This is a genomic window from Bradyrhizobium manausense, from assembly GCF_018131105.1.
GTDB classification, from domain to species: Bacteria; Pseudomonadota; Alphaproteobacteria; order Rhizobiales; family Xanthobacteraceae; genus Bradyrhizobium; species Bradyrhizobium manausense_B.
Genome location: NZ_JAFCJI010000007.1, coordinates 35,761 through 55,331, shown reverse-complemented (window position 1 = coordinate 55,331; position 19,571 = coordinate 35,761). Strand labels below are relative to the sequence as shown.

At 63.4% G+C, this 19,571-nt stretch carries 1 protein-coding gene (running past one end of the window); it reads left to right on the top strand.

Annotated features, from left to right (window positions below):
• On the top strand, positions 1-19,571 hold the 3' portion of the coding sequence (locus JQ631_RS30860; RefSeq protein WP_212333436.1) for an LEPR-XLL domain-containing protein. Its footprint begins 9,196 nt before the window's first position; only the last 19,571 of its 28,767 coding nucleotides appear in the window; the start codon falls outside the window, past its left edge; it ends in the stop codon at positions 19,569-19,571.

Sequence of the window (19,571 nt, the reverse complement as noted above, 5' to 3'; positions counted from 1 at the left end):
ACGTCAAGGTGAGCAACGACATCCATGTCACCGCTGCGGCGATCGAAAATATCGACACGCTCGTCGAAGGTTTCTCCGGCGGCGAAGGCCTGTCGGTTGGCGTGTCGATTACCAAGTCGGATGTCGAGCCGACCGTGACGGCCAGCATCGGCACCGGCACGACACAGGCCGGCAACGTCTACGTCAAGGCCACCACGAACGACGGCAAGGATGACCAATACGGCGCCAGCGCGGATTCGCAAGCGTCAGCCGGCGGGCTCATCGGCGTGGTCGTCCCGGGCGCCAAGTCCATCATGCTCCCGACGATCGAAGCGGAGGTCAAGAGCAGCGTCAACTCTGCCGGCAAGGTGGAGATCACCGCCGTCTCCAATAACCACGCCGTTGCCAAATCCGAAGGCGCCGCCGGCGGGCTCCTGGGCGTTGGTGCGAGCAAGGCGGAAGCCGATACGGGCGGGACAACCAAGGCGCATCTCGACGGCAGCGTCGCGAACGGCAGCGGCCCGGGCGCATCCGACCTGACGATCAAGGCGACTGGCACGGAGACCGCGAGCGCCACCGCGCAGGCGGTGAGCGGTGGCCTCTTGAGCGGGCAGTCGAACGATTCCAAGGTGATCGTCACGCCGAACGTGAGCGCATATATATCGAGCGGCGGCAGCATTGTGACCAGCGGCTTCATCGATGTGGAAGCCGCCGACCATCCCGAGGGAGACGCCATCACCAAGGGCGTCGGCGGCGGATTCGTCAATCTCGGCGGCTCGACCTCCTACACCAACATCCACCCGACGGTGCTCGCCTATATCGATCCGCCTGCGGTTCACGCCGGCACGAGCATAACGGTTTCTGCGATAGCCGACTCGGTCCAAATCAATCCGCCTCCGACCTACCAGATCAAGAACGCCGACGGCGGCAATGGCGACCTCGTCGATCCGCTGCTGGCTGATCCGCTGAACAATACGATTCAGGTCGACAATCATGGCTTGCAGACCGGCGATACGGTCCAGGTTCCTGATGGCGCAGTCGGCGGCCTCGTCAGCAACGCGGCCGACCGTAACGGCACGCCGATCGCGCTGCGGACTGTGATCGCGGCGGATCCAAGCCACCTGGCCTTCGGTGCGGTGTTCGATGGCGCTTCCGCTGATCCGGTGACCGACATCATCACGACGCCGTCGGCGCACAATCTCCAGAACGGTGACCTGGTCGAATACGAGCCCATAGGCACGGGTATCGGCGGGCTCAATCCTGGTCAGGTTTACAAGGTCCTGCTGATCGACGGCACGCGCATCAAGCTTCAGGATCCCGGCTTTACCTACACCTCCAAGGAGTTCACGCCCCCGGCCTCCGGCACGGTGATCAGCCTTACCGGTCACGGATTCACCGACGGTGAAGCCGTCACCTACCATGCGCCGGTCACGCTGAGCTTCAACAGCAAGCAGGTCGACGTTTCGGGTAGCCTCACAAGCTATGATGATCCGGATCTCGGACACATCGCCAACGTCGCAACGCTGAATCCCGCCAATAACAACAACATCCAGTACATCAACTCGGCCACCGGCCAGGTCGCCGACCCTGGCTTCTCCAACGGCAACCTGGTGAAGTACACTGCGACCAGCAGCGTTCCGCCCGGGCCGAAGTCCGGAGCAGCGAAGGTCATCGGAGGTCTGCAGGACGGACAGATCTACCAGATCATCAACGCCGGATCGACGGGCACCGATACGGTGCAACTCGGCGCGATCGACACCGTCACCATCACGTTCCACAACAACGGTGCGGGGAAAGGCACGATCACGCGGTCCGACGGCCATGACTGGTCTGAATTCGGATTCCAGAACAATCAATCGATCAGCATCAGTGGTGCCGGCGCCAACAGCGGGAGCTACACGCTCCAGAGCGTGAGCGGCGGCACGTTGACCGTCACGATCGACGATTTCGCGACCGACAATCTGAACGCCGTCAATGCGCTTGTGCAGAGCACGACTGCGATCGCGCTTGAAGGCAATTTGTCGCTCCCGCTCACCTTTGCCAAGAATGCCGGCGGCGACACGATCACGGCGGCGGCCGGCTTCAATTGGGCCGACCACGGCTTTGCCGAGAAGCAGCAGATCACGATCAGCGGAACCGGAGCCAACAACGGTTCGTACACGATCGCGCTCGGCGGGGTCAGCGGCAATGTCCTGACGCTCACCGCAGTGAACCAGGTGACCAACGGCGGCTTCACCAAGACCGTCGGTGACAGCACGATCCAGCAGCTGACGAAGCTCTCCGATTTCCCGATGACGGGTAACGGCGTGAACCTCGACGGCCAGCAACTCTATGTCGTCAATCCGACGAACGATCCCGACCACTTCAGCCTCGCGGATTCGAACCATGTGCTGCTGACGCTTGGGATCCTTGGCGGCGGCACGCCTGGCGGCATCCATCATATTGGTCCGGAATCCATCGACCTCACCTCAAAGGGCACGGGTCAGCAGGAGTTGCGGATCGATCTCTCGGGAGCTTTCGCGCTGAACGCGCAATTGCTGGGCCCGGGCGGAACGTCGCTCAGCCTGTTGTCGCCGCCGACGGGCGACGGCGTCTCGTCGGCCGTTGCCAACGGCTCGGGTGGCGGCTTCGTCGGCGTCAACATCAACGACGGCAAGGTCGACGACAATCCGGATGTCACTGCCTACCTGACGGCGGGCCTGGTGACAGCTGGGACGGACGTCTCCGTTACCAGCAACGCGATAACGAGCGCGACGGCGAGTTCGAAGAACGAGACGGGTGGGTTCGTCGGCGTCGGCGATCCGACCGCTACCGTGAATCAGGACGACGCGAAGCACGAATCGATCGCCTATATCGGAGCCAACACCCGTATCATCGCCGGACAAAACTTCACGCTGGCGGCCTCCACCGAGGATCATGCCGACGTCTCGGCCCATTCGATCACGGGCGGAGCGGTCGGCGTGGCCATAGCCAACGCGCACTCCGACATTACGGATACGACGACCGCAACGGTCTTCGACGATTCCGACATTCTCGCCGGCAACAACGTCAAGGTGACTGCAAACCGGAAGGTGTTCCAGAACACCAATGCGCATGCCAGCGGCCTCGGGTTTGGTGGCGACGGCAACGCGACGGCGACCAGCACCGGTGGCTCGAGCCTGACCCAGGTCGAGATCAAGCCGGCGGCGGCAATCGAAGGGCGTACGGTCATCCTCGCAGCACTCGTGCCCGAGATGACCGTCATTGCCCATGCCGAGGGCTACGGTACGGGCCTCGTGGCGGCAGGCACCGGCGAATCCACCGTCACGGTGGTCTCGCCGCTCAAGGTGCTGCTTGACGACAGCGCGACTGTAACCGGCTTTGAAGGCGTTGATTTCGTCACGCGCTACGGCAATCTGGATCTGTCGAAACACGACGTTCATATCGAATCGAACTCGTTCGGTCGCGCGACCGGTCTGTTCGGATTCGTCGATTCGACGTCGACCAACAATACGACGTTGAATTCGAACATTAACGGCAGCGGCAACGGCTCGCCGCGCGCCAAGGTCACCGCCGGGCCACGCGCTGCCTCGGGCGATCCGGACGATGCGGGCTTGCTGCACGACAACAACGGCGATGCGCAGTTCGCGAAGCATCTCGCCTTCGACGTCAATACGACCAACGGGACGATCGACGTGACGAGGCCGCACGACGTCAGCCGCCGCTCGCTTGCGGTCGGCAGTGCGGGCGAGGCCGGCTCGACGACCATCACGCCGCAGATCGACTTCAGCTCGGATGTCACGATCCTGGCCGGGCGGTCGCCGGATCTGGAAATCGATGGCAGCGGCAACATCTTCCGGGCAGTGAACGTGACTGTGGACGACAGCGCCACTCCGGGGGAATCCGCGACCAAGACGTCCGGTCAGATCAAGAGCGGCACCATCGTCGTCAATGACATCCGCAACCAGGATCCGGGAGACGTCTTCTTCGCTGCCACCAGCCATATCAATGGCGTCGGTGGAACGTGGGAGTTCCGCGACACATTTGACCACGTTCTGATCAAGAACGATTCGAGCAAGCCGCTCGAAGTGAACCTCATCAACGTGATCAACAGCACGGTTGAGCCGAAGGTCGATATCAGCAATACCGGTTCGCGCGGCTTGACGTTTGCGATCAAACGTACGGTCGCTCCGACGCTGGTCGATATCGAGAGCACCAGCGCTTCGCGGCCGTCCATCACGCTCAATGGCCTGATCGAGAACCCGATCGGCACGACGCGCGTGGTCAACAAGGCCGGTGACATCCTGTCGAGTGCGAGCCGCGCTGCAGACCCGGATGCGCCAGGCCTGTTGCCGGCCGATCCGAGCTCGCTGATCCGCACCAATATCCTGGATCTCGAGGCCTATGCCGGCAGCATCGGGCAGAACCCCGGTGATGCCTTCGGGCAGACGCCGAACACCAACCACCGGGTCAATGTCGACGTCGTCGACACCGGAAGTGTGCCGGCGCCGACTCAGTTCATCGCGGCACGGGTGAGCGGAACCGATGGTTCGATCTATCTTGGACGCAATCAGTTCTTCAATGGAGAGTTGGTCCAGTATCACAAGATTTCGGGGACGACCCTCGGCAACCTGACGGACAACGACTACTATTACGTGATCGCCGTCGACGCGTTGCATATACAGTTGGCGCACGTCAACAGTCCGACGACGCCGATCACGATCGATCTCAGCGGCACATCGGCGACCGACCAGCACTCGCTCACGCCGGCGCAACGCTTCACCGTCATTGCGACTGGAACCGGGGCGCAGGGATTCGCCTATCTCGACGTGCGGGGCCGCGAACGGGAAACCGGTGCGTATTCCGTCGTGATCGACGCGGTAAAGACCGACGGCGACGCGAATCTGTTGCTGCGTGGCAGCGTACAGGAGACGAGCGTCGGCCAGGTCGGCGGAATCAACGTGATCGGCGCGCCCTCGGTTGATCCGGACTACAATTTCTACGAACCAGATGCCGGCCCGCGGAAGAACCAGGATGTCGGCGTTTTCGGCTCGAATCCATCGCACATCGACAGCACATATCTGATCAAGGCACTCGACGAGACTGGCAGCCGCACACGGGCCGGCATCACCTCGAAGCACAACATCATTGTTGCAGCGGCCAAGCCCGTTGCCGTGAGCCCCGAGATCATCGATATCAGTGCGATCACCGAGATCGACCTCAATGGCGCACCTGGCACGCCCGGTCCGTCCGACACCCACCATGTCGACGTTCTGACCAACGGCTGGATCGATCTGGCCGAAAAGACCGACGATCTGCGCGTCGGCCGCATCATGTCGACCGCGAACGACGTGACGCTGCATTCGCCCAGGATGATCATCGATGCGTTGAACGATGGCATCGGTTCGGAAGCCGACGTCACCGCCGTCAATATCACGATGACGGCGGGCGACAGCGGCATTACCGGCACGGCGAGCGACAAGTCCGGCACCGGCGGTATCGGATCCACCGATAATTTCCTCGAGATCAATGTTGACGAACTCTATGGATCGGGATCGAGCCTCGGTGTACTGACCGCCAACGACATCGCGGTGGCCAGCAAGGCCAACACGCAAGGCATCTTCATTACCGAAGTGGTGCGCGGCCTCGAGTCGCAGAGCTTGCTGGGCGGGAAGGGGCCCCTCGATGGCTCTGGTCGCGAGATCGACGACCTCGAGGTCGGTCTGGTGCAAACCAAGGGCGACGTCACGCTCGCGACCGATCCGGGCTCCATCGTCGATGCCCGCAATGGCGGCGTCGGCGCCGATACGGCCAACGTCATCGGCAATACGATCAACCTGTTCGCCGAGGGCGGCAATATCGGCGATTCGAGCGGCGGCAATGATCTCGAAATCGATTCGCAGGCCTACGGCTATGGCACGATCGGGGCACGGGCGACCGGCAGCATCGATCTGAGCGAAGCGCTGCCGACGACCGCCGTAGGTACGTTCTACGCCCGCGATGCCGAAGTCGTGCTGTTGCAGGCCCTGGGAATTGCCGGCGGCGACGGAGACATCAACGGCAACATCCGCTTCACGGTGCGCGAGAGCGCCGTGCAGGGCGAGGATCTGCATCTCTTGGATTCCGGAAGCGTGCTGTTCCTCGAGAACGCGCCGGAGACCATGGTGCACGGTCTCGTCAACACGCCAAACGGCTCGATCCTGCTGCGCGTCGCCGACAACGTGACGACGGAGGAGAACTCGCAGATTCTCGCCGGCAAGAACGTCGACATCTACGGCGATTTCCGCCGGACCGGCGAGCTTTCCAGTGGCGTCGCGCAATTCGATGCCGACACGCCGGACGACACGCCTGATTTCGGCACCGTGATGCACCTGCATGGCGTCATCGCGCACGGCCCGACCGCGAGCGGATATCTCACTCGCATCTTCGGCAACGCCGACACCGACCAGATCTTCTTTGACGAGACGTGGCTCGGCGGCCTGAGCGGCACCTCGTCGTCGCCGATTCCGGGCGGACAAGACCAGACGATTCCGACCGGCGGGCTCGGGCCGGTTCGCCTCATGTCGTTCTATTCCGGCGGCACCACGCGCGCCTACGGCAGCAACACGCCGACCCCAACCACGGCCGGCATTGATGCGCAGGTGACGTTTGCGCCTAATCCCAATGGCGACACCATCACGCGCACGGACGGCGGCACCTTCGCCGGGTTCGCGATCGGCGACGTCATCACGGTCGAATCCAGCGATCCCGGCGATCCTATCGCCAACAATCGCGTCTATACCGTTACGGGCATTTCAGCTGCGGCTACGGTGCTGACACTGAGCTCCGCTCGGGTGGTCACGGCGGCCTCGAACGTCAACGTCAAGATCAAGAATACCAGGCTCAATCCGTTTGCGCCGACGGGCGACAGCGAAGACTTCTTCGTGGTCAACCAGCTGCAGTCGATGGTGTACGGCCAGACCGTCGCCGCGACGGCGTCGAGCGACACGCTGACCCTCGACGGCCAGGCCGGCACCGATACCTACGTCATCAATACGACGGGTACGCAGGGAGTGCCGGGCGACACAGACAATCGCAATTACGTCATCAACGTGCTCGACACCGGCGGGCCGACGGACGGCGTCAACAATCTCTCGGTCTACGGCAAGGACAATATCGATCCGAACTTCATCGGCGAAGGCAAGGCGTTCGACGATATCTTCCTGCTCCGCCGCACGACCGATATTCCGCGCGAATCCGGAGCCCGTCCCGAGCTTTACGCAAACGAGTCGGCCTTCGTTGCCGTGCTCGATTTCGATCCGACCAAGTCTGGTTCGGCCCTCACGCAGGCGCAGACCTCCGACGTGCCGGGCGACGGAACCGTACGCACGCAGTCGGTCCAGCGCATCAACTACGACAGCTCGATCAATGGCCGGTTGATGGTGTTCGGGCAGGGCGGCAACGATTACTTCGCGGTCGACGACGAAGCCACCAGCACCACCCTGGACGGCGGTGCTGCCAACGACACGTTCCAGATCGGACAGATCTACGGTTATCAGCGCGACGGCAGCACACACCAACCTGGGCCGCTCGGCAACACGTTGGGTGGATCCATCGTCACTGCCGCGGACCTGTTCCCGCAGCTTGCTAACTCGCTCACCCCGCAGAGCGTCTATGGCACGGTGGCGACGACACGCGGCTGGCTGTCCGCCGGTGCGACCTCTCCGCTGGTGGCCGAGGGCGGCAGCGGTGACGACACGTTCTCGGTCTACAGCAACCAGGCGGTGCTGCGTCTCGAAGGCGACGACGGCAACGACCTGTTCACGGTTCGCGCATTCGCGCTTGCCCAGACCGATCCCGTGAGCGGCGACATCGTCTGGCTCGATCCGGTGCAGCAGATTGCGATGCCGAAGCTGACCAAGGGCTTCTCCACGGCGGCCGAGACGGCGATCCGCACCGGTGCCGGCAACAACCAGGTCGAATACAACATCAACGCGCCGGTTTCGGTCGATGGCGGCTCCGGCTTCGACAAGCTGGTGATCCTCGGTACTGAGTTCGCCGACCATATCGTCGTCACCGACAAGGGTATCTTCGGCGCCGGTCTGACCGTGACCTACAAGAACATCGAGGTGCTCGAGGTCGATGCGCTCGAAGGCGACGATACGATCGATGTGTTGAGCACGCCGCCAGGCATGGCCGTGCGCGTGATCGGCGGACTTGGCAACGATGCCATCAATGTCGCGGGCGACGTGGCCGGTGACGTGGTGTCGCGCGATATCAACGGCACGAGCTCGACCATCAATCAGCGCATCTCGACCGACGACGGGGCATACAAGCCGGTCGTTCCCGATGGTATCTCGCTCAGCGTTTCACGTCCCGACCAGGGGCAGGTGATCATCGATGAGAACGTTCCGGACGATTTGAGCCCGGGTATCACCGATGTGACGGAAGGCAAGAAGATCAATGCCAATCCCGGTGCCAATCCCGCCGACGATGTCTACGGCATTCGACTCGGGCACATCCCCGTAGTCGGAACATCCGTCTACGTCACGATCTCGGCAGCAATGAACCCGGAAGAGGAGCATGTCACGGGCGGCGCCCTCGTTCCGGCGTCTGGCGACATCACCGACACGCTCGGACTTGGCGACAGCATCCTGCTGGCTTCAGGCAATCCCCTTGCCATGGGCGATAAGGACAAGGCCGGCCTGCTGACGCCGGAAGCCTATGCGCGCGACATCGTGCTCAACGGCACGCTCATCCACGTGCCGGCGCGTGCCATCGTGCTCGTGTTCGACAGCAGCAATTGGGACACGGAACAGTATGTTCACGTCTTGGCGGTCGACGACCAGCTCGCCGAAGGCGACCGCACGGTTGCGATCAGCCACACGGTGCTGAGCACCGATCCGACCTTCGACCACGCGATTGTGCGCAACGTCGAGGTGACGGTCCACGACAACGACCAGCCTGCGGTCAAGGTGACCCAGCTCGACGCCACGGTGACGGTGCCGGACTTCGTGAAATATCCGGGCTATGGCCGGCCGGTCGACGGCGTGACCAAGGTGCTCGAGGGCGCAAGCCCCTTGAACACGCCTGCTGATCCGCCTCCGGTGACTGCGGTGGACGACTATTTCGCGGTTGAGCTCGCAACCGCGCCGACCGGCACCGTCCAGGTGGCGATCAATCCGCAGTATCTCGATCCGAGCGTGCCGAAGGATCTCCGGGTTTCGCTGAGTTCGACCGATGCCCGCTTCCATGTTGTCCAGCCGGCGCTGCCCGACCAGGACGGCGTGTACTACATCACCTTTGGACCTGGCGACACCACGCCGGTCATCGTGACGACGCATGCCGTGCAGCGCCTTTCGACCGAGGATGCGCACGACACGACGATCACGGCGTCCGTGGTCGACACGATTGCCGGGCAGCTAACGACCGATACCGCCTACAAGAATGCCGCTACGGGCATCAACTATTCGGGCGTCACGCTGACCTTCGCGCAGAACGCGACCGGCGATACCATTACGCGATCGTCCGGCAGCTGGATCGCGGACGGGTACAAGGCTGGCCAGAACATCATCATCTCAGGCACGCAGACGATCGCCGGCGGCCTGACCAACAACGCCTTGTTCGTCATCAAGAGCGTGGACGTGACCGGCACCATCCTGACGCTGACCACGCGTTTGACGGTGATTCCGGCCGTCGAGAATCCCACTGCATTGCTGCCCGTGAAGTTCCGCATCAACGGTTCGGGCATCACCCAGACCATCGACGCGCAGGTCTTTGATGACGGCGCGGCGGGCGTCTTCACGCTCGAGAGCGGCGGCAGCACATTGGTGAGCGCCGGCACGGCCACGCAAGGCCCAGGTGACCCCGACACTTACACGATGCGCCTGACCAAGGTGCCGCAGACCACGGTCAACGTCGACGTGATCACCGACGGACAGACCGACATTCTCACGAATGGCGGCCAAATCACCCTGCAGCAGACCGGCTTTACCCAGACGCTGACTCTGTTCAGCAAGGGCAACATCTCGGTTGGCCAGGATCCAGCGACGAGCGCCTGGATGATCACCCGCGCTTCCGGGTCCCAGCTTGGCAGCTTCATCGCCGACGGCTTCCTGCCGGGACAGACGATCACGATTACCGGCACCGGCCCGGGCGGCGTGGACGGCACTTACAAGATTGACGCCGCCAAGGGATCGGTGGGCGATCAATTCATCAAGCTGACCAACGCCGGCGGCGCGACCTTGCCGAGCGTGGCGGGGACGTTCAACTCCACGGCCAGCCAGACCATCACCATCACGACCGTCAAGTCGAACGGCGTCTACGACAACGGCAACGTCAAGTACACCGCGGCGGACCAGGCGTTCCTGATGTTCACCGGCAACGTCACGGTGAACGGGGCGGTGATCACGCGCTCCGGCATCGGAAGCTTCATAAACGACAACTTCGCGGCGGGCGAGATCATCCGCCTGCAACGCAATGATGGCACGAGCGTGGGCGATTTCACCATCGCCGCAGGGGGCGTGACCGACACGCAACTGACGTTGACGGCTACGACCGGGCTGAGCGGGATGGCCGGTGACCTCAAGGGCGCCGCCATCAGCAAGATGCTCGATACGCTGGTTCGCACCGACGGCTCGAGCTGGCTGGACAGCGGCTTCTTCGAGGGCCAACTGGTGCAGATCACGCCTGTCGGCGGCGGCACGCCGGTGCTGGTGAAGATCGACCTGATCACCGGAACCGATGCCGGCAAGCTCGACAAGATGGTGCTCACCGACCATCCGGAAACCGACGGCCTGAATGGCACGATTGTCGGACCCGTCAAGTATAGCGGCCGCCCGCCCAGCGGGTTGCTGCCGAGCACGCCGATCAACGTCAATATGGTCCAGATGGCCGCAAGGGTCGAATTCGACCCGACCGGCGGGACCTATGCCTGGTACACCCAGGCGACGATCAAGGTGCAGGCGGATCCGTATTTCGACATCCAGCCCGGCCACGAGAACCTGCGAGCCTTCCCGAAATCGGCCCACACTTTGAGCGGCATCAGAGGCCCGCTCGCGGTCGAGGGCGGCACGACCAGCGCGGACCGCTCGCTGGTGCAGGCCGTGTTGCTGCCCGGCGAGGCCAATGGCCCGTTCTTCAACATTCCGCCACAGCCGCCGGAGACGCAGTCGATCGACGTGCTCAACGTCTACAGCGACGGCACCCAGGGAGCTGCCACCGGCAAGCTGTCGTCGACGTCGCTCACCGGCCTCAACATGAACTTGGCGGGACTCGACTTCACGGCGATGCTCGGCGGAGCACATCCGTTCGGCGAGAGCGGCGTGTATGTCGGCGGCATCAGCTACGGCTCGATCGTGCTGACGCAGGATCCGGGCTTCCCCGGTGATCCGACCAAACATCTGTTTGTGACTGACGCCAGCCATTCGACGCTCGAGGTCGTGAATCTCTTCCTCGGCCAGGGCAACGACAAGCTCGACATCAACGGCACGCTCATTCCGGGTCCGGACCACAATGCCGACGGCACGATCGGCCTGGTCTCCGAGCATGGCGGGCTCACCACGATCCACGGCGGCGGCAATGCACCGCTGCAGCTGATCGCCAATAACGGCGGCTCGTTGAGCACCTATGCGGGTACGCAGGCGGGCACGTATCAAGTGGTGCGATCGGATGGTCTGGAGTGGGCACGCGACGGCTTTGCAGTCGGCCAGCAGGTGCTGCTCAATGTTGGTGGGATCGTCGGCTCGTACACCATCATCGCCATCGGCAATCCGCCGGCGGCGGAGCCGGACGCCTCGCACAAGCCCGGTAGCGCCCTGACGCTGTTGCCTGCCGTCGGCGCACCAGCTCTTCTGGACGGTGCCACGAACCCGCTCGGCAAGAACCAGATCGGCACCATTTCGGTCATCGATCAGCTTGCCGTCGTCAGCGGCCAGACGCTCGGCAATCAGGCGACCGGGACCCTCGAGGTATCGGGTGCTGCGGGCTTCAATCGCATCACGCGCGACGACGGTTTCACCTGGGCGAGCCTCGGCTTCGCGGTCGGACAGCAGGTGGCGTTCTCGATCGGCGGACTCCTCGGCACACGCACGGTGCTCGGCTTCGACAACACGACGCCGACATCGGGCTTCGGTAGCGTGCTCATCCTGGATGGTGCGGCACTTGCCGCGGTGTCGCCCACGACGGGCGTGGTGGCGGTGAGCAGCCGCAACCTGGTTTCGTCCAGCGCGGCAACGCCGTTTGCGCTCACCAAGACCACGATCGCCCGCAGCGACGGCGGCAACTGGATCAGCGACGGCTTTGCGCCCGGACAGGCCGTAGCGATTGGCGGCCAGTCAGGTTACTGGCTGGTTTCCGGCGACCCGACCGCGACGACGCTGACGCTGCAGGGCGCCGATCTCACGACACTGCCCGCGGTGCAGAAGGTTGCGATCGTTCGCATCGGCGGCGACACCATCAACGTCAACGGAACCAGCGAGGTGGTAACCGGCAATTTCGACGTGACGGCGCCTGTCGGACCCGTCGGAGGTGTCGGAGGTGATCCCGCCGGTACGACGGATCGCCTGACCCGCAATGACGGCCACACGTGGGACGGCACCAGCAGCGGCGACAGCGCCTTTGCGGTCGGCCAGCAGGTGACCATCAGCGCTACGTTCAACTTCCCGCAGGTCGTTTTCGCGCGCAGCAACTCGGGCGATACGATCACCCGCAGCAGCGGCAACTGGGTGAGCGACGGGTTTGTGATCGGTCAGACAATCGTCATCACCGACACCACCAGCAAGAACACCGACCCGAGCAACAGCGGCGACTTCCTGACCAACAACGGCAGCTTCACGATTGCCAATGTCACGGCGACGACGCTGACGCTGACCGCGGCCAACACCGTGGTGCCGACCTTGGACTTCGGCGCGAGCGAACCGGCCAAGATCTCGCTTTATGGCAACTTCATCGTCACCGGCTTCGCGGATCAAGTCGGCACCACCGGCCACTACAAGACCTTGCTCGTGAACGGCACGGCGCTGCCGAATCAGGCGGTTCTGCCGCGTCAAACGGCTGTGCCGATGACGATCAACGTCGACGCGCCGCTCGTCGTCTACGGCGACACCTCGCAGGACGGCGTCTGGTACAATGGCGTCGCGACGCAGCAGTCGCTCGGCAAGTTTGCCAACAAGCCGCAGCCGCACATGGACAACGTGACCTTCACATTGTCCAGCCCGTCGATCCCGTTGGTTGGATTCGACAACCTCACGGCGCCGGCCGGCACGGTCCAGATCAGCGCGCCCTACACCGGCTTCAATACGGTGTCGGTCAGCGACGATACGTTCGGCAATCTGACGAGAGCGGATGGCAGCTCGTGGGTCACGGCGGGCTTCAAGGTCAACGGCCTGGTCACGGTCAATGGCGTTTCGGTCGGCACCGTTTACGGCTTCAAGTCGTCCGACCCGCTGGCGAACCCGACAGCGACCGATGTCCTCGTGCTCAACAACCTGCTGCCCGGCTACGCGGCCGGCTCGACCACGCAGGCGGTCAAGGAGTGGAACACCGCGTCGATCAAGCTCGCGTCCGGTCAGTACGATCCGGGCTTCGTGCCCGAAGGCCTGATCGCAATCGGCAAGACCTACACGTCGCTGGTCTTTGCCCGCAACGGCGGCGGCGACACGATCACCCGCAGCGACGCCGGCGGCAGCTGGATTGCCGACAAGTTTGCGATCGGGCAAAGCATCTCGATCTCCGGCACCACCTACAATGACGGCGGTGGGGGCCCGAACTACGTCATCACCGGCGTGACCGCGACCCAGCTCACCCTTGCTGCGGTCCAGCAGCTGACTCCGACCGCGCCGAGCACGTTCGAGACCGCGCGCATCAGCATCGATGTCGGCACGATCGCCGAGATCGGAACGCAGTACCAGGTATCGTTCTCCAGCTCGGGCGGACAGAACTTCATCACGCGCTCGAGCGGAAGCTGGCTTGCGGATGGATTCACGACGCCGGCGAGCCCGGACAAGGCGATCTCGATCGCGGTCTACGGGGCAACGATCGAGACCAACGACCAGGTCTACAAGGTGCTGAACGTTACAGCGACCACGCTGACCGTGGACAAGGTCGTGACGCCGGGCGGTTCTCAGCCCGTCGTCATCAGTGGCGGTCCGGTGAGCCGCGACACGCTCTATCTTGCAAACCTGCGGCCCGGCGCGCTGGCCTTGCTCAACGGCGGCCTCCCGCAGACTAACACGATCGTCGAACGCAATCGTCTCGGCCAGAATGCGGACTTCTTCGTCTTCCCGCTGGCCGCCCAGTACCAGTTCGACGGCAACGACGTCATCGATGCGCACGGCTTGTTCACCGCAGCGAACGGCATCGTGGACGGCCTTCTGCCGACCGTGGGCATCACGGCCTATGGCGGCCGCGGCGACGACACGATCATCGGCAGCGCGGCGGGCGACTTCCTCGCCGGCGGCTCCGGCAACGACCTGATCATCGGCGGACGCGGCGGCGACCAGATCTATGGCGACTCCGGCATCAACGTCGACGTGATCCGGCGCGTGCTGACGGTCGCCAACGCGGCCGGTTCCTCCGGTGCCGTCAATGTCGATCCGATCCTGGCCGGCAACGACCTGATCTATGGCGATGCGCAGGGCTCGACCGCGACCAACGCGTTCGGCGACTACAACGACATCATCTTTGCCGACCTTGGCGACGTTCGTCAGGATGTCTCCGGGGCACGCGATACCACCAAGCCGGTGGACCTGAAGCCGCAGCGCATCGAGACGACGCTGCGTGATATCGCGATCACGAGTGCGTCGCGGCAGAACGGCAAGAACGACATCGTTTACGGCAACGGCGGCGACGACGTTCTGATCGGCGGTCCGGGCAGCGACGCGCTCGATGGCGGCACCGATCGCGACCTGATCTTCGGCGATAACGTCACGCTCGACCGTACCGGTCACTTTGGCAACTACTCGAATCTCCGCTTCGAGACGCTGAGCGGCACCAAGATCTACAGCACCGCCTTGAGCACGGACACGCTTGGGGCCGGGCTGGACTACGCCAACGGCATTCCGCAGGCCGATCCGCGCGGACACGGCGCGTGGGGCGATTACCTCGTCACCATGTACGATACGCTGCCTGACCTGACCAAGTCGGCGACGGTCGAGAAGTCCTTTGGCGATGACTACATTGCGGGCGGGCCGCAGGACGACATGATCTTCGGTCAGGCCGGCAATGACACGGTCCAGGGCGACGGATCGATCGACTACGTGTCGCATATCCTGATCGACAATGGCCTCGGCGCCATGATCGTCAGCGCGAGCGACAAGCTCGGCGGACGCGTCGGGGTCTATCAGACCGCGACCAATATCGCCGGCAATCCGTTCCGCGGCGCGGACAACAGCCTGCTGCTGCGCCCGTCATTCGACGGTGCGGCCGATGGCCAGGACTACATCGAAGGTAACGCCGGAAGCGACCTGCTGCTCGGCAACCAGAATCAGGATGACCTGATCGGCGGCAACTCCGATATGTTCAGCCTGAAGGATCCGACATTCGTTATTTCCCAGAGCCTGCGCCCGGATGGCTCCGACCTGATCTTCGGCGGCTCCGGCGTAGCGGTCGCGCGCAACGCCATCGGCGATGCGACGATCGATGCGAGCGGCAACATCACGACGACCGCAAATGGTCACGCGAATGATTCGGATGCGATCGTCGGCGACAACGGCGACATCATCCGGCTGGTCGGCGTCAAGGGAAACGTCGCGGATCCGGTCGGGCTGAGGACCGTCGCCAGCTTCACGGTGAACGCCGATCTCACCAATACCCCGATTGCGACCCAGGTGCAGAGCTTCAACGGCTTCCTGCGCTTCAACTACGACACCAGCACCGCGGAAGGGACGGCTTACGACGAAGCCGTCAAGATCGTTGTGCGTGCCGTGCGGCTGCTCGACTACTCCCCGGGCGGGCCGGACTTCAACGGGGCCGATCCCACCAACCCGGCAATCGCGCCGAATGACATCGGCGCCGCCGACGAGATTCATGGTGAGTCCGGCGACGACTTCATCTACGGCCAGCTCGGCAATGATTCGCTGTACGGTGAGGGCCAGAACGACGACATCATCGGCGGCTACGGCAACGACTGGATTTCCGGCGGCACCGGCGATGACGGCATCATCGGCGATGACGGCCGGATCTACACCAGCCGCAACAGCCTGAGCGCCGACCCGGCCAGCGCCAAGTACAAGGTGAGCGCCGGCGAGCCGCTCAACGGCGTCGCACCGCTGCTCGCGAACGACCCCGATCCGAAGTACAGCAACGGCAACGCGCTGAACGAGTACATCTTCACGCCCGGCAGCATGCAGACCGACACGATCAATGTGAGCGGCGCGCTGAAGAAGACCGTCGACGTGACGCCGTTCAGCTCGGATCCGACCTTCAACGGAACCAAGGACGATTTCGCGGTCGTCAGCACGAAGAACAACGGCGCCGCCAGCGACGGCAAGACGAAGTCGCACAACGACGACATCATCTTTGGCGGCCTCGGCAGCGACTGGATCCACGGTGGTTCCGGCGACGATGCGATTTCGGGCGCCGAGTCGCTGAAGCTCTCCTATACCCAGGTGGAGAACGCGAAGACCCTCGATCTCACGGGCATCGCAGAGACCGACTACTACCATCCGTTCAATCCGGGCGACGCGTTGCGCTTCAATCCGACGGATCCGGACGGCAAGTTCACCCATCCGCACATCGCGAATCGTACGGGCGAGTTCGCGCTGTATGACGAGAACAATCCGATGCGGAAGATTCTCCTCAATGCGGATGGAACTGCCAGCAGCACGGGGTCCGGCCTCGAGTGGTTCCTGAACTTCGATCAGACCGAGGGCGTGCTGAGGCCGGGCGGCACCACGCCGGGCAACCAGAACCAGTCCGTCACGTACCCAGCCGTCCATGACGACGGGAACGACGATATCTTCGGCGATAACGGCAACGACTGGATCGTCGGTGGCACTGGCCGCGACCACACCTATGGTGGCTGGGGCAACGACCTCCTCAACGCCGACGACGACCTGACGACGGCGGGCGGCCTGAACAATGTTCCGGAGACCGCGCCGACTTACGAAGATCGCGCTTACGGAGGAGCAGGGAAGGACGTTCTGATCGCCAATACGGGCGGCGACCGGCTCATCGACTGGGTCGGCGAGTACAACAGCTATCTCGTGCCGTTCTCCGAATTCGGCATGGCGACGGTCAGCCGCACGATGCAGCCGTTCCTGCATCACTTCCTGTATGCGGAGTCTCTGAGCGACGGCGTCGACGCCACGCGCTATTCCGATCTCAACAACGGCGCGCTGCCGCCTGTGCCGACCAAGGTCAATGACCCCAATCCGGGTCGTAACGGTGAACCCGCGGGCGAGCTCGGTCTGGTGCTGCAGCAGGATACCGCCTGGCACGCCCAGACCGGTGCGCCGACTGATCCGCAGGCTGGTAACACCCCAGGCACGCAGCGCGACGTGCTGCGTAGCGCGAGTTTCACGGGCAATGGCGGTCCGACAGGCATGTTCGCCGCTGCCGGATCGTGGAGCGTTGTCAGTGCCTCGTACTCGAACAGCCTGAGTTCGGTCAGCGGCGATAACGTCAGCCTGTTCGACCTCGATACCTGGCTGCCGACCTATTATGAAGTGCCGGTCACCTTGAAGGTCGGCAGTGGCGGAGCGAACCAGAACAGCTATGTGATCTTCGATTACCAGGCGCCGGACAATTTCAAGTACGCCGGCATCGACGTAACCCACAACACGATCGAGATCGGGCAGCGCTCTGCCTCTGGATGGACGGATCTCGCAACGCTGACAGTCAAGGGACTCGGAGCCAACAAGCAAACCGCGTTCATGTTGACGGCAAACTTCGCGACGGCAACGGTGACCTTCAACGGCAATTCGCTGTCGTACACCTTTGCCGGGCCGCTCAACGCCGGCATGCTGGGTCTCGGGACCAACAATTCCGCGACCAATTTCACCACCTATGCAGTGCAGCGGCTTCCGTTCGCGCCCACTTACGCGGTCCTGGAGGACCTCTCGGACGGCGTCGCAAACAACTTCGCGGCCCAGACCGGGACATGGACCACCACGAGCGGGACGAGCGGTCGTTACTTTGCGGTTCCGCCGGCGAACGATGCCGCCTTGTCAACAAGGCAACTGGCGGTGGCCCCGCTGTCTTACGTCGAGTATTCGGCGACGGTGAATGCGAACAAGACCGGCGTGTCGGCAGGGCTTACCTTCGCAACCACATCGACCAACGACTTCCTTTATGCCGGCATCATCGCCGGAACCAACCAGGTCGTCCTGGGACATCGCAGCAACGGCAATTGGTATGTCGACGCCGTCGCAAGCACGACCATCACGGCCGGGACCGATTACAATCTGCTCGTCGCCCTGTCCGAGGGCGTGACGAACAACGTCAATGTCGTGCTCAACGGCAAGAGTGTCCTGAGCTTCAACTACAATGTCCTCGTGCACGACGGTAGCCTCGGGCTCTACGCCCGCAACGGCAATGCGTCCTTCGACAACGTGCTGATCCGCGGTGACGATATCGCTTATGCCGGTGGCGGTACGCCGCAGGTGGCCGCGCTGGCGGCGCCTCCGGCGACAGACACAGTGGTGGTGACATCCGACCAGCTGGCGGCCCTCGTTGCGGCTGCGAAGCAGGCCTGGACTGCCGCGCTTGGACCGACCGACCCGCGCCTGTCGGTTCTCGATCAGGTCACGGTGCTGATCGCGGACCTGCCCGATCAAATGTTGGGCGCGACGACGGGATCCACGATCGTTCTCGATGCGGAGGCCGCTGGCTGGGGATGGTTCGTCGACCCGACGCCTGGCAACAACCGCGAGTTCTCGATCAGGCTGTCCGGCGAGGTATCCGAAGCTGCACCGTCGAGCCCGGCCGCCGGGCACATGGACCTCCTCACGACGCTGGTCCATGAGATGGGCAATGCGATGGGAATCCCGGAAGACTCCGGTGACGACGTGGCCGGCATGGCCCTGCGCGCGGGCGAAAGGCGGCTGCCGGAACCTGCCGAGCATTCGGCGCCGGCTTCCGCGGCGGTGCTGCGGAGCGCTGTTGCCGCTCAGGCCGTGCCTCAGATGACGCTGATCCCGTTTGCGCAGGCAACGACCACGATCGCGCCGCCGCTACCTGCGGTCGCCAAGGCGGATGAGCCCAGCGGCATTACGCTGATCTCGAATATCCTCCTGAGCCCGACTGCAGGCGCGCCGCAGAATGCCCAGTTCGGCAGGCCGATCGGTACAACCGAAGATCTGGGTAAGTCGTTTGTCTCGCTGACTGCAAGCCTGACCGGCGGCGCCCCGAAAGGTTCTACAGTCGGGCAAGACGATCTCTCTTCCCCGCAAGACGATCTCGCTTCGCCGGAGCATCACTCCTCGCGCAATATCAATAGCGCGAAGGAAACAACCAGCATAAACTGGGAGAATAGTCTTGATGCCGTCGAGCATCTCGCCTCAGGACCTTCGAATGGTTCGCAGGAGTGGCTCGACGATTTCCTGAACCACGTGGGCCAGAACGAGACCCAGTGGAATCCGAACGCAAGTCTCCGCGTACGCCCATTGTCGAGTAATAGTGCGGGCCATGCCTGA